13 protein-coding genes are annotated in these 13523 nt (G+C 71.9%); 6 read left to right on the top strand and 7 right to left on the bottom strand.

From position 1 onward, the window contains the following. Window positions 1-86: 86 nt before the first annotated feature. Together IOD14_RS38015 and IOD14_RS38010 are read left to right on the top strand one after the other, a co-directional pair. Complete coding sequence (locus IOD14_RS38015) at window positions 87-1619, top strand: VWA domain-containing protein (protein WP_212672684.1); 1533 nt, start codon at window positions 87-89, stop codon at window positions 1617-1619. Window positions 1620-1691: 72 nt separating this feature from the next. Then, window positions 1692-3602, top strand: a complete 1911-nt coding sequence (locus IOD14_RS38010) for an AMP-dependent synthetase/ligase (protein WP_212672683.1) — start codon at window positions 1692-1694, stop codon at window positions 3600-3602. Between the two features lie 79 nt (window positions 3603-3681). Here IOD14_RS38010 and IOD14_RS38005 read toward each other — a convergent pair whose 3' ends face one another. The 3 genes from IOD14_RS38005 to IOD14_RS37995 form a co-directional block, all read right to left on the bottom strand. Next, the gene (locus tag IOD14_RS38005) at window positions 3682-4089 is read right to left on the bottom strand and encodes a rodlin (RefSeq protein ID WP_123989339.1); all 408 of its coding nucleotides are present in this window, start codon (window positions 4087-4089) and stop codon (window positions 3682-3684) included. Window positions 4090-4215: 126 nt separating this feature from the next. Continuing rightward, entirely contained in the window at window positions 4216-5229 is a 1014-nt protein-coding gene (locus IOD14_RS44815) for an LCP family protein (protein WP_212673491.1), read from the bottom strand. 107 nt (window positions 5230-5336) lie between these two features. After that, window positions 5337-5735: a rodlin gene (locus tag IOD14_RS37995; protein WP_123989337.1), complete on the bottom strand. Its 399-nt coding sequence runs from the start codon at window positions 5733-5735 to the stop codon at window positions 5337-5339. Between the two features lie 222 nt (window positions 5736-5957). Here IOD14_RS37995 and IOD14_RS37990 point away from each other — a divergent pair, with 222 nt between their 5' ends. The 3 genes from IOD14_RS37990 (at window position 5958) to IOD14_RS37980 (ending at window position 7743) form a co-directional block, all read left to right on the top strand. After that, on the top strand, window positions 5958-6368 hold the full coding sequence (locus IOD14_RS37990; RefSeq protein WP_123989336.1) for a rodlin: 411 nt from the start codon (window positions 5958-5960) through the stop codon (window positions 6366-6368). Window positions 6369-6624: 256 nt separating this feature from the next. After that, window positions 6625-6852, top strand: coding sequence for a chaplin ChpD (gene chpD, locus IOD14_RS37985; protein ID WP_123992654.1), 228 nt, complete (start codon window positions 6625-6627; stop codon window positions 6850-6852). Window positions 6853-6957: 105 nt separating this feature from the next. Beyond that, window positions 6958-7743 carry a chaplin gene (locus IOD14_RS37980; RefSeq protein WP_249126173.1) on the top strand — a complete coding sequence of 262 codons (786 nt, stop codon included), beginning with the start codon at window positions 6958-6960 and terminating at the stop codon, window positions 7741-7743. Window positions 7744-7798: 55 nt separating this feature from the next. On the opposite strand, the gene IOD14_RS37975 is transcribed toward IOD14_RS37980, so the two are convergent. Next, a complete protein-coding gene (locus IOD14_RS37975; RefSeq protein ID WP_212672682.1) occupies window positions 7799-9109 on the bottom strand; it encodes an ATP-grasp domain-containing protein in 1311 nt (436 codons plus the stop codon). Between the two features lie 161 nt (window positions 9110-9270). Here IOD14_RS37975 and IOD14_RS37970 point away from each other — a divergent pair, with 161 nt between their 5' ends. Further along, entirely contained in the window at window positions 9271-10572 is a 1302-nt protein-coding gene (locus IOD14_RS37970) for a glycosyl hydrolase (protein ID WP_212672681.1), read from the top strand. A 28-nt stretch (window positions 10573-10600) separates the two neighbouring features. Here the strand turns inward: IOD14_RS37970 and IOD14_RS37965 are convergent, their stop codons facing one another. From IOD14_RS37965 to IOD14_RS37955, 3 genes are read right to left on the bottom strand one after another with little or no spacing between them, the layout of a single operon-like run. After that, on the bottom strand, window positions 10601-11713 hold the full coding sequence (locus IOD14_RS37965) for a GNAT family N-acetyltransferase (RefSeq protein WP_212672680.1): 1113 nt from the start codon (window positions 11711-11713) through the stop codon (window positions 10601-10603). After that, entirely contained in the window at window positions 11710-12372 is a 663-nt protein-coding gene (locus tag IOD14_RS37960; protein WP_123989331.1) for a lipopolysaccharide biosynthesis protein, read from the bottom strand. The genes IOD14_RS37965 and IOD14_RS37960 overlap by 4 nt, the downstream gene beginning before the upstream one ends. Further along, window positions 12369-13523 (bottom strand): glycosyltransferase, encoded by a 1155-nt coding sequence (locus IOD14_RS37955; protein ID WP_212672679.1) that lies wholly within the window; start codon window positions 13521-13523, stop codon window positions 12369-12371. Before IOD14_RS37955 ends, IOD14_RS37960 begins: the two co-directional genes overlap by 4 nt.

Genomic DNA, 13523 nt, shown 5'->3' with positions numbered 1-13523 from the left:
CCGCAACGCTCCGTGGCGCACGTTCCGGCCCCCCGGCCCGTCACAGTCGCAGAAGCCGACGTCAACGGGCCCAGGGGGTAGGGACGATGGAGCGACAGCGGACACGACAGGTGGTGCTCGCCCTCGCAGTGGCGGGCGGCCTGCTGCTCACCGGCTGCGGCGGGGGCGAGGACAGCGGAGGCAAGAGCAGCGCGGACGGCTCCAGGGGCGGTTCGTACGGCTCGGCCTTCCCGGCCCCGGACCAGCCCCGGGGCGAACAGGACTCGGACGAGTCCCGCGACCACGACTCCCCGGACCGGGAGACACCCGACCTCCTCTCCACCTTCGCCCTCGACGTCGACACCGCCTCGTACGGCTACGCCCGCCGCACCCTCGCCGAGGGCCGCCGCCCCGACCCGTCGACGATCCGCCCCGAGGAGTTCGTCAACAGCTTCCGCCAGGACTACGACCGCCCCGACGGCAACGGCTTCACGGTCACCGTCGACGGCGCCCGCACCGACCGCGACGACTGGTCCCTGATCCGCGTGGGCCTCGCCACCAGGAGCGCCGAGGAGGACTCGGACCGGCGCCCGCCGGCCGCCCTGACCTTCGTCATCGACATCTCCGGCTCCATGTCCGAACCCGGCCGGCTCGACCTCGCCCAGCAGTCCCTCACCACCATGACGGACCGCCTGCGCGACGACGACTCCGTCGCCCTCGTCACCTTCAGCGACGAGGCCGAGACGGTCCTGCCGATGACCCGCCTCGGCGGCCACCGCGAGCGGATCCAGGAGGCCGTCGACAGCCTGGAGCCGACGTACTCCACCAACCTCGGCGCCGGCGTCGAGACCGGCTACCGCACCGCCGTGGACGGCCTGCGCGAGGGCGCCACCAACCGGGTCGTCCTCATCTCCGACGCCCTCGCCAACGACGGCGACACCGACCCCGACTCCATCCTCGACCGCATCGACACCGCCCGCCGCGAGCACGGCATCACCCTCTTCGGCGTCGGGGTCGGCAGCGACTACGGCGACGCCCTGATGGAACGCCTCGCCGACAAGGGCGACGGCCACACCGTCTACGTCTCCGGCGCCGACGACGCCGAGAAGGTCTTCTGCGAACAACTCCCGCAGAACATCGACCTCACCGCCCGCGACGCCAAGGCCCAGGTCGCCTTCGACCCGCGGACCGTCCGCCAGTTCCGCCTCATCGGCTACGACAACCGTCGCGTCGCCGACGACGACTTCCGCGACGACCGCGTGGACGGCGGCGAGGTCGGCCCCGGCCACACCGTCACCGCCCTCTACGCGGTGCGCACCGAGCCCGGCGCCGACGGCCACCTCGCCACCGCGACCGTCCGCTGGCAGGACCCCGACACCCGCGCCCCGCACGAGAGGTCGGCCGCACTGGAGACCATCGACGACTCGCTGCGCGAGGCGAACCCCCGCTTCCAGGTCGACGCGGTCGCCGCCTACTTTGCCGACGCCCTGCGCGACACCTCCACCGACGACCGCCTTCCGGGACGGCCGTCCATGCGGGAACTCGCCGACTGGGCAGACGAGTTGGCGGACCGGACCGAGGACGGCACGGTACGCGGACTCGCCGACACCATCCGGCAGGCCCGGCACCTCGCGGACTGACACCGCACCCATTGACCTTTTCTTACTTGAGAGTAAGTTAGCGGCCCAGTCGGAGCCGACCGGGGAGCCACCATGGGCGTACGCAGGGATCTGAAGAGGGCGAAACACCTGGCGGGCCGCACCAGGGTCGAGGTCGTCAAGGACGAGGGCGGTGTCGTACGGGAGGCCCGCACACCGCCCCTCGCCCCGCCCCCGACCACGGGCAGCATCGCCGACCTCCCGTTCACCAATGCGGCCGAGACACCCGACGCCGTGGTCCTGCACCGCAAGGAGAACGACACCTGGCGGCCGGTCACGGCGGCCGCCTTCGCCCGTGAAGTCACCGCCGTGGCCAAGGGGTTGATTGCGGCAGGCGTCGAACCGGGCGGCCGGGTCGCCGTGATGTCCCGCACCCGCTACGAGTGGACGGTCCTCGACTTCGCCATCTGGGCGGCCGGCGGCCAGACCGTCCCCGTCTACGCCACCTCCTCCGCCCAGCAGGTGGAGTGGATCGTCCGCGACTCCGGCGCCCGCCATGTCGTCACCGAGAACGCCGAGAACGCGGCGACCGTGGCCACCGGCACCGCCGACCACGAAGCCCCGCCCCGCGTCTGGCAGTTGGACGCGGCAGCCCTCGACGAACTCACCGCCCTCGGCCACGGCCTCCCCGACGAGGAGGTCACCAAGCGCCGAGCCGCCCTGACCCCCGACACCATCGCGACCGTCTGCTACACCTCCGGCACCACCGGCCGCCCCAAGGGCTGCGTCCTCACCCACGCCAACCTGCACGCCGAGGCCGCCAACACGGTCGAACTCCTCCACCCCATCTTCAAGGAGGTCACCGACCAGACCGCCTCCACCCTCCTCTTCCTCCCGCTCGCCCACATCATGGGCCGCACCCTCCAGATCGCCTGCCTGATGGGCCGTATCGAGATCGGGCACTGCCCGAGCATCAAGCCCGACGAACTGCGCCCGGCACTCAAGGAGTTCCGCCCGACCTTCCTCGTCGGCGTGCCGTACCTCTTCGAGAAGATCCACGCCACCGGCCGCGCCACCGCCGAGAAGATGGGCCGCGCCGCTTCCTTCGACCGCGCCCACCGCATCGGCGTCCGCTTCGGCGAGGCGTACCTGAACAAGTTCCTGGGCCGCGGCAAGGGGCCAGGACCCGGCCTCTACGCCGCCTGGGGCCTGTACGACCTGCTGGTCTACCGCCGTATCCGCAAGGAGCTCGGCGGCCGCATGCGCTACGCCCTCAGCGGCGGCTCCCCCCTCGACCGTGAGCTCAACCTGTTCTTCGCCGCGGCCGGGATCATCATCTACGAGGGCTACGGCCTCACCGAGACCAGCGCCGCCGCCACCATCGTCCCGCCGCTGAGCCCCCGCCCCGGCACGGTCGGCCAGCCGATCCCCGGCACCGCGATCCGCATCGCCGACGACGGCGAGGTCCTCATCAGGGGCGGGGTCGTCTTCGGCGCCTACTGGAACAACCCGGAGGCCACGGACGCGGTCCTGAAGGACGAGTGGTTCGCCACCGGCGACCTCGGCGCCCTCGACGAGGACGGCTATCTCACCATCACCGGCCGCAAGAAGGACCTCATCGTCACCTCCGGCGGCAAGAACGTCTCCCCGGCCGTCCTGGAGGACCGGCTGCGCAGCCGGGCCCCCGTCGGCCAGTGCCTCGTCGTCGGCGACAACCGCCCCTTCGTCGCCGCCCTGATCACCCTCGACCCCGAGGCGATGACCCACTGGCTGTCGGTGCGAGGGTTGCCCGCCGACACCCCGCACGCCGAACTGGTGCAGGACGAGCGGCTGCGGGCCGACATCCAGAAGGCCGTCGACCACGCCAACCTCGTCGTCTCCCGCGCCGAGTCGATCCGCGCCTTCCGGCTGGTCGAGGGGGAGTTCACCGAGGACAACGGCCTGCTCACCCCGTCCTTGAAGATCAAACGGCACGTGGTGACGGCGGCCTACGCGGAGGAGATCGAGGCGATCTACCGCAAGTGAGCCGACCGTTGGCCCCAGGACATGCGAAACGGCGGGCCACCGGAGAACCGGTGACCCGCCGTCGCGGGGGAGCCGAGGCTCAGCCGTTGCCGGCGCCGTTGCCGGACAGGGCCGAGATGTCGTCCAGGATGTGCGACAGCGGCTCGTCGCCCTTGGCCTGGGTCGAGTTCTCGACGCACTGCTGGTTCTGCGGGGCCGACAGGACGGGGATGTCCTGGACGCCGACGTTGACGAGCGCGAGGATCGACTGGGCGTTGACCTTCGCCGGCAGGCCGACACAGGGCTTGTTCAGCGAGCCCTGGACCAGCGAGAGCTGCGGGCTCATGTCACCGAACGTGGCCGAGTTGCCGAACTCCTGCGAGGCGCCGTTGCCGCTGGCGGACGTGGTGCCCTTGTCGTCACCGATGGCAAGCGCCTGGGGGGCGGCCGCTCCGGCGAGACCGGCGACGGACGCGGCGACAGCCGCGGTTGCCCACAGCTTCTTCATGTTCATTCCCTTCGAAAAGCGGACTCCGGGGAGGAGCTGCATGATCGAGAACGCCCGAACCCCCACCGGGGTTGCGGGCTTTGCCCCGATTGGCCCAGCGCGCGCACGACCCCCCGCGAGCGCCCCTCATCTGCAGGCGTAAGCACTCCCTCGCACCGTGACGGAACGCATCAGCCGCGGCGGGTCGTACGGCTTCGGATGCGCCCCCGCCCTCAGCAGCGGACGGTCCTCGCGCAGCTTCCCGAACATCGCGTCCGCCTTCGCCCGGTCCCAGGCCAGCGTCGAGCCGACGTCCGGCCGGGTCTCGTTGAACCCGGCGACCGGCACCGCCGCGAACTCGGTGTTCCTCGCCGGCACCTTGTTCAGCGCGGCCGCCAGCTCCACCAGGTCCCGGGCGCCGAAGCCCTGGTCGACCTGCCCGGAACCGAGCAACACGCGCACCAGCCGGGCCGTCGCCGCCGGGTCGGTCAGCAGGCCCTTCGCCCGGAGCCCGCGCAGCGCCTGGACCAGGAAGCGCTGCTGCCGCTGGATCCGGCCGAGGTCGGCCGCGCGGTCCACGTGCCGGGAGCGGACGTACTGCAGCGCGGGCCCGCCGGCGAGCCGGTGGGCACCCGGCTTCAGATCCAGCTTGGTGGCCCGGTCCTTCAGGCGCCGCGGAGTGCACACCTCGACGCCGCCGACGTCGTTCACCGCGTCGATGAACCGCCGGAAGTCCAGCTGGAGAAAGTGGTGGATGTTCAGCCCGGTCATGGACTCGACGGTGGCCACGGTGAGCCGGGGGCCACCCTCGGCGTACGCGCCGTTGATCTTCGAGGGGTGCGAGGGGCGCTTCGCGCCGGTGGCCTCGTCGCGGTACGCCGGAATGTCGGCGTAGGAGTCCCGCGGCAGGGCGACGACGCTCACGCGGTCCCGGCGGGCCGACACATGGACCACCATCAGCGTGTCCGTGCAGTCGCAGGCGATGCCGCCGGCGTGGTACTTCCGTTTCTCCGCTGCGGAGATGGTGTCCCGGCCGTCCGTGCCCATCACCAGGATGTTCGTGCCGTGCGGGGCGGAAGTAGCCCCACCGGGGAGGACGGCGGCGCCCCCGAGCAGCAGGGCGGAGGTCGCCAGGACGACCGAGGAAAGGGTTCTCTTCATCGTCACGCGACGAAAAGTAGGTCAGCGGGCCGCCGTGGATACGGCGGCCCGCTGACGAGGGCTCAGAAACCAGCCCCAGGGCTCATCGGCCCGCGGTGAGCGAGGGCTCAGTGGTTGCCGGTGCCGTTGCCGGACAGGGCCGAGATGTCGTCCAGGATGTGCGACAGCGGCTCGTCGCCCTTGGCCTGGGTCGAGTTCTCGACACACTGCTGGTTCTGCGGGGCCGACAGGATCGGGATGTCCTGGACACCCACGTTGACGAGCGCGGCGATCGACTGGGCGTTCAGCTTCGCCGGCAGGCCGATGCAGGGCTTGTTGAGGGAGCCCTGGATGAGCGCCATCTGCGGGCTCATGTTGCCGTACGTGGCCGAGTTGCCGAACGACTGCGAAGCGTGGTTTCCGCTGGCCGACGTGGTGCCCCCGTCGTTGCCGATGGCCATGGCGGGGGAGGCGACACCCGCGACGGAAGCGGCGACCGCGGCAGAGGCCAGAACCTTCTTGATCACTTGCTAGTCCCTTCTGAGGAAACCCCGTCCACCGGAGCGTTCTGGTCAACTGCTGCGGCCCCGCATGGTTCCTGCCATTCACTCCGATGGCCCATAGGGGGTTTTGGTCGATTCCGCACCCGGTGCGGGCCGTTCGGGTGAAGCGTCGAAACCAATCCCCTTGCCACCGGTTGATGCGGAGGCAGGAACAGTGCGTCTTGTGCCCCAGGAAAGGAAAGCGAAATGCTGAAGAAGGCAATGGCCGTGGCGGCGGTCGCCGCGTCCGTCGTCGGTGCCTCGGCGGCGGCTGCCCCGCAGGCGCTTGCCATCGGTGACGACAGCGGCACCAAGTCGGCCAGCGGCAACGGTGCCCACAGCGCGTTCGGCAACCAGGTGACCAAGGGCGACATGAGCCCGCAGGCCACCCTCGTGCAGAGCTCGGTCAACAAGCTCTGTGTCGGCCTGCCGGCGAAGGCCCAGGCCCAGTCGATCCTCGCGCTCGTCAACGTGGGTGTCCAGGACATCCCCGTTCTGTCGGCCCCGCAGTACCAGCAGTGCGCCGAGAACTCCACCCAGGCCAAGGGTGACGAGCCGGCCTCGCACATCCTGGACGACATCTCGGTGCTCGCCGGCAACGGTGCGGCCAACGGCTGACCCTTCGTCATGAAGTCGCCCGGGCGTTCGCCCGGGCGATTTTTTTCGCTGATACACCGTCAAAATGCCTGTGACTAGTCAAATGAAGCGTTTCTTTCAAGGCGTTCGAGTGAATTACCTCGCGACACACGTTCCGTAGTTTCTTCTGCTGTCTATTCCTCGTTCTACAGCCTGCAGGTCATGGTGCGAGCCGTTCCGACTGTGCTCGCTCGGTTTCGACCGTCATAGAGGCATGACCGCAGAGAAGGGAAAGTTCATGAAGAAGACCGCTGCTGTCGTCGCGGGCGCGATCATGGCCCTCGGCATGGCCGCCCCGGCCTTCGCCGACGCCGGTGCCCAGGGTGCCGCGATCGGCTCCCCGGGTGTCCTGTCCGGCAACGTGGTTCAGGTTCCGGTGCACATTCCCGTCAACGTGTGCGGCAACACCGTGAACGTCATCGCCCTGCTGAACCCGGCGTTCGGCAACGAGTGCGTCAACGACTGACGACGTAACGCGCCAGCCGCCCGGCTGTGCCATGGCCGGCCTCGGACGTCTTCCATTCGTTCGGGGCCGGCTTTTCCCACTTCTTCAAGCAGGAAGACAACGAGATTGCGACAGACCCTGAGCAAGGGAATGGTCGCGGCCGCCGCCGCGACGAGCATTCTGTCCCTGTGCGGCAGTCCCGCGATCGCCGACTCGCACGCGGGCGGGGCAGCCAAGGACTCGCCGGGCGCGCTGTCCGGCAACACCGTGCAGGCGCCGCTCCAGGTGCCGGTGAACGCCTGCGGTGACTCCGTGGACGTGATCGCCGCGCTCGACCCCGCGTTCGGCAACTCCTGCGCGAACGCCCCGGCCGCGCACAAGGGCGGCTCCCACGGCCGTCACGGCGGTCACGGTCACGGCTACGGCGATGACCACGGCTACGGTGACGACGAGTGCGACACCGACGGCGGTTACGGCGGCTACGGCGAGGACTGCGGCGGCGAGACGACGCCGCCGACGAAGCCTCCGCACACGGGGCCTCCGCACACGACGCCTCCGACGGGGCCGCCGCACACGACGCCTCCGCACACCACGCCTCCGACGGGGCCGCCGCACACGACGCCTCCGCACACCACGCCTCCGACGGGGCCGCCGCACACGACGCCCCCGCACACCACGCCTCCCACGGGGCCGCCACACACGACGCCCCCGCACACCACGCCTCCCACGGGGCCGCCACACACAACGCCCCCGACAGGGCCGCCGCACACCACACCCCCCACCACGCCGCCGCACCTGCCCCACACCGGCAGCAGTGGTGAGGCCATGCTGGCCGCCTCGGGTGTCAGCGCCGCGATGATCGTGGCCGGCGCCGTTCTGTACCGACGAGGCCGAGCCGCGTCCCGCCGGTAGTACGTCGCCGGGTGCCGGGCCTCGACCGCCCGGCACCCGGCGCCGGTGTTTCCCCTCAGCGACTGCTCGCCTTCTCGTCACCGGGGAGGTCGGCCGGCTCTGCCGGTGGGGTCAGGCCGGTCAGGGAAGCCACCGGCGCTGCCGCCTGGCGCACCACGCGCGCGGCTCCCCGGTTCCCGCGCCGCACGCACAGCCGGCGCAGTCTGCCGAGCAGACGCCGGCACACATGGCGGCCCCACAGCGCCCACATCGCCCAGCCGGGCCCCCGATCGTCGGCCGCGTGCCAGGCCAGCTCGCGCCCGCCGGACGCCGGGCGCAGCGCGGTCAGGGGCGCGTAGTTCTCCACCACGAAGGCCCGCCCGGCCGACGCCACCCCCTCCGGCAGCGCCCGGTGCGTCAGGTCCAGGTGCAGCGCGCGGACGACGTCCAGGCCCGCGCTGTCGGTGAAGAGCCGGAACTGGGCTCCGGGCCGCGGGTTGAAGTCCAGCAGGTGGTAGTCGCCGGTCGTCCCGCAGCGCCGGAAGTCGAGGTCGAGGATGCCGCGGTAGCCCAGCGCCCCAGCGAGCCGCTCGGCGAGTGCCCGCACCTTCGGGTTGGGCCGCCAGTGGCCCACCGCGGTCAGGCCGGCGCCGCGCGGCCAGGACCGCTCCTTGACGCCGGGGCCGCCCGCGCGCAGCACGCCGGCGCGGTCGGCGTACCCGTGGAAGAACCAGTCGTGGTCGGGCCCCGGCGGCAGGAACTCCTGGAGCAGCAGCCGGCTCCCCGCCTCCTCGGTGCGCAGATACAGCTCGCGCGCCTCCTGCGGGGAACGCACGACCACCGTGCTGCGCAGCCCGCCGTCCGTCGGCAGCAGCCAGGGCCGGCTCCACTTCGCGACCACCGGCAGCCCCAGCCGCCAGGCCAGCGCGGCGGCCTGCTCGGCGCTCTCCGGGACCAGCGTCACCGGATGCGGCACGCCCACCGCCGCGCACACCTCGGCCAGTTGCGCCTTGTCCGCGACCCGCTCCGAGAGCGCGGCGGGCTGCTGCGGCAGCAGATAGGAGGGGGCCAGCTCCTCGCGCAGCGCTCCCACCGCGACGGCGCTCGCGTCGTCCATGGGGATCAGCACGGCGGGGTGCGGGACGCGGGCGGCCACCCGGCGCAGCACGGCGGCGATGTCGCGCGGGGACGCGCCCGGGGGCGGCGGGGGGTGCAGCTGCCGGGCGAAGCGGGAGACCCGGACCGGACTGCCCGCGCAGTCGGCGACCACATGCACGTCCACGCCGGCCCGGCCGAGCGAGCGCACGGCACCCAGGGTGCCGTGGTGAAAGGGATTCCGGTCGATCCGCAGCAGCACGGCGGGGACTCGGGTGTCGAACAGCGACACGGGCTATTCCTTCGGGTCGGTTCACTCGTGCGGTCCATCGCGGCACTCGAAAGCCGTAGGCGCGGTGGCAGAACGCATGGCGATATGACTGAGTGTCAGTTAGTCGAAAAGACGTGTCGTAGGACTGTCCGGAAAGCGCATGAGTGGAGAAAGGAGCAGGAATGGACTCACAGCAGAGACGGGCTCGTGCCGGACGGCTGGCGTTCATCGCGGCGACAGTGGCCGCGTCGGCCGCCCTGGCGTCGGGTCCGGGTTTCGCCGTGGGGGCGGTCGGAGATCCTCCCGCTCCGACGCCCTCGGTCACGCCCGTGCCACCCGTTCCGCCCGTGGCGCCGGTCGAACCGGTCGCACCCGTGGAGACGGTGGAGCCCGTCGCACCCGTCGAGCCGGTCGCGCCCGAGGCCATGCCCGCCTTCGGCGCCTACCTCGACTACGGCCCCCGGGGCGTGACCCGCATGGCCGAGCTCAGCCGCTGGCTGGGCAACGCCGACCTGCGCGTCGGCCACACCTATCTGCCCGGCGACCGCTGGAGCAACATCGAGGGCAGGCCCAACTTCCTGGAGACCTGGGCCGGGTGGCGCAACGAACGCGCCGACCGGATGTTCGTCCTCAACGTCCCCATGCTGGAGCGCAACGAGGACCACGTCTCCGACGCCGAGGTCCGTCTCCTGCTGCGCCGGGGCGCGGCCGGCCAGTTCGACGAGCACTACCGCACCCTCGCCCGGCGCCTGGTCGACCTGAAGGTGCCGGACACGGTGATCGTGCTCGGCTGGGAGATGAACGGCATCACGTACACCCATCGCTGCGGTCCGGACCCGGCGTCCTGGAAGAAGTACTGGAACCGGATCGTCACCACCATGCGGTCGGTCCCGGGCCAGAAGTTCAAGTTCGACTTCACCCCCACCCGCGGCCGGGACGCCGTTCCGTGGACCGAGTGCTATCCCGGGGACGACACCGTCGACATCGTCGGCATGGATTCCTACGACCAGCCGTCGGGCCTCACTTTCGACCAGCAGGTCAAGGAGCCCTACGGTCTCCAGGAACACGTCGATTTCGCCAAGGCGCACAAGAAGCCCATCTCGTATCCCGAATGGGGGCTTTTCCGCAACGGCGACAATCCCGAGTACATGAAGCGCATGCTCGCCTGGATGGACGAGCACAAGCCGCTGTACAACACGCTGACCGACTACTGCCCGCACGGTGTGTGGCAGTGCGAGGACAACCCCAAGGCGTCCGAGGTCTACCGGTCGGTGCTCTTCGGCCGCACCGGTGAGCCGACCACGGAGCCGACCAAGCCCACCGAACCGACCACACCGCCCACCGAGCCGACGAAGCCGCCCACCACGCCGCCCGCTCCGACGACCCCGCCGAACTGCTCGCCCGTGGAGCTGGGCGAGTGGGTGGAGTACTGGATCGGCGGGAAGCTGTGCCTGCGCTTCGACTGGTTCTCGCGCCACCGGTAGCCGCCGCGACCGGTGGCGGCAGGCCCTCTCAGGACCTGCCGCCACCGGCACGCTCCCTCCGCTCCTTCCAGCGCAGCAGCAGTTCCTTGCCCCGCCGCCGCGCGGCCACGTCACAGACGACCGCGCCCAGCAGCGGGGCGGTGCGCTTCCGGGCCAGCAACAGCCGCTGGTTCAGGACGGGTTCGGGCCGCCAGTGGTGCTTGTACGGCTCGTTGCCGCGCAGCAGGCTCAGCGTGCCCGGACCGGCCTCGCGGGTGTGCTCGGCGCACGCGTCGAGCAGCATCACCGCCACGTCCGCCTTGCGCTCCCGCAGCCGCGGATGGGCGCCGTACAGATAGCCGCCCGCCAGTCGCCGCGACAGCAGCGTCAGATCCACGGCCACCACGTCGTCGTCCAGCCGGAACTCGGTGACCACCGCGTCCCCGGACCGCACCATCGGCCCGACCGAGCGCACCAGGTGGTCGCAGAACCGCGGCCGCAGATGCTCCGACGTCACCTTCCGCCCCTGCCACTGCAGTTGATGCAGCTCGATGAGCCGCCGCAGCGCCGAGTCCACCTCGTCCGGCCGTACGACATGACGCTCGACGCCGAGCGCGGCCAGCTTGCGCAGCTTGGCGCGCACCCGCTGCTGGGCCTTGGTGGACGGCAGCCGGGCAACCAGCTCGTCCATCGGTACGGCGGGCAGCTCCAGGCACACCGAGTCGCCGACCCGGCGCCGGGGCCCGCTCCAGTGGTCGTAGATCCGCTCGGCCGCGCCGCCCGGGCGCACCTCGCGGAAGTCGACCAGCGCGGTGCGGGCGGCCCGGGCCAGGCCCCCGGTGAGCGCGGCCACCGCCTCCTCGTCGCAGGCGTCGTCCAGCAGCACGTCGCCGTAGTCGGAGATCGCGCCGCCCAGGGGCACGAGGGACGGCACCGGGCGGCCCACCCGCATCAGCGGGGCCGCGGCGACCAGCTCGCCCTCGTGCCGGACCAGCACCAGCCTGAGCCGGCCGGGCCTGCCGTACGACAGCCACCAGGAGTGCAGCCAGGCGTGGCTCTGGAACGGGGTCGCGGCCTCGCACCTGCGGTACAACCCGGCCCACTCCGGGCCCAGTTCGGCGAAGGCCCGCTCGTCGGTGACGAGGTCGGTCGTGTACGTCACAGCTGGCCGTGGGCTTCGGCGGCCGCGGCGGGCGCGGGCACTGACGCCGGACGGCCCCCGTCCCGGTCCGCACCGGACCGTCGCGGCCGGGCCAGCAGCACAAGGCCGCCGAGCAGCCCGCCAGCGCTCGCCCCCACCAGGCCCGTCACCGCGGGGGAGGCGGAGGACGGCTCGGTGGGTTTGGTGGCGCGGGCGAACTGCTGGAGCTCGACGTTGGTGGCGCTCTTGGTGTCGTTCGCGTGTCGGGTCAGGGCGCGCGAGACCGCGTTGGCCATGTCGGCTGCCAGATCCGGGCGCGAGGACGTGGCCGTGATCGAGACCATCGGCGCGTCCGGCGACGTCGCCGTCTGCACACTGGACTTGAGCGTCCGAACCGGCACGCCGGCCCACACCTGGGCGTCCCCGAGCACCGCGACCTGCGTGGCGACCCGGCCGTAGGCCTGCGCGAAACCGAGCGCGGACGCCGAGTCGGACTTCTCGGTCGGGACGGCGACGACATAGGCCGTGGCCGTGTAGGCGGGCGGCTGGGCCAGGCCGTACACCCCGCCGAGCAGCCCGCCGGCGAGGACGCCGGCCGCGATCAGGGACCAGGGCGGAAGGGCCTTGGCGCGGGCCAGCGGGGAGGGGCGGCGGGGGCTGTCTTCGGTTACGGAGGTCATGGGGAACTTGCTCCCTGGGGTGACGGGGACACGGAAGGGGCGGCCACGGCGGCCGCGTACACGTCCATCAGCTGGGCGGCACTGCGGGTGATGCTGTAGTGGTGGGCGGCGTCGGGCGCGGTGCGCGGGCCGCAGCCGCGGGTGCGGGCGGCCGCGATGGCGCGGGCAAACGCGTCGATGTCGCACGGCACTTGACGGGCGGCGCCGCTCGCGCGCGACGGGAGGTCCTCGATCGCCGGGCAGGACGCGTAGAGCACGGGCAGCCCGGCCGCCAGCGCCTCGACGGCCGCGAGCCCGAACGCCTCCTCGGGGGAGGGGGAGGCGAACAGGTCCATCGCGGAGGTCAGGGAGGGCAGATCGGATCCGTGGGAGCCGCCCGCGTCGTAGGGACGTTCACCGGTGAACAGGACCCGGTCGGCGACGCCCGCCTCGTGCGCGGTGCGCCGGAGGACGTACTCCTCGGGACCCCCGCCGACCAGCAGCAGATGGCAGATGTCGGGGAGTTGGGCCAGGGCGCGGATCAGGACGTCGAACCGCTTGCCCGGGTGGAGGCGCCCGATGCCGCCGATGACGTACGCCGTCTCGGGCAGGCCGAGCCGCTGCCGGGTGAGCAGCCGTCGCGCCGGGTCGAAGCGGAACCGGTCCAGGTCGATCCCGTTCGGGACGACCTCGATCCGGGGCTCCGGCACACCCCAGCGCCGCAGGCGGGCGGCGACCGTGGGGGAGACGGCGACCGTGGCCCGGCCCAGGCGCTCGCTGGCCAGGTAGAGCCCGCGCACCCCCTCGGTGAGCCTGCGGCCCTCCATCTGCGAGTCGCCGAGGGAGTGCTCGGTGGCCACGATCGCGCGGACCCCCGCGAGACGCGCGGCGAGACGGCCGTAGACGCAGGCCCGGTAGAGGTGGGTGTGCACCAGGTCGTAGCCGCCGGACCTGATGTGCCGGACCAGCCGGGGCAGGGCGCCCAGGTCCCGGTTCCCGGCCATCCCGAGGTGCGTCACCCGTACGCCGTCGGCGACCAGCCCGTCGGCGACCGCGCCCGGGTTGGTCAGCGTCACGACCTCGCAGTCGACCGGGAGATGCCTGAGCAGCAGCCGCAGTTGCTGCTCGGCACCGCCGACGCCGAGGCCGGTGATGACATGGAGGGCCCTCAC

The sequence above is a fragment of the Streptomyces sp. A2-16 genome, assembly GCF_018128905.1.
Classification (GTDB): domain Bacteria; phylum Actinomycetota; class Actinomycetes; order Streptomycetales; family Streptomycetaceae; genus Streptomyces.
The sequence above is the reverse complement of the archived record's forward strand: the minus strand, read 5'-3'. Positions and strand labels throughout refer to the sequence as shown.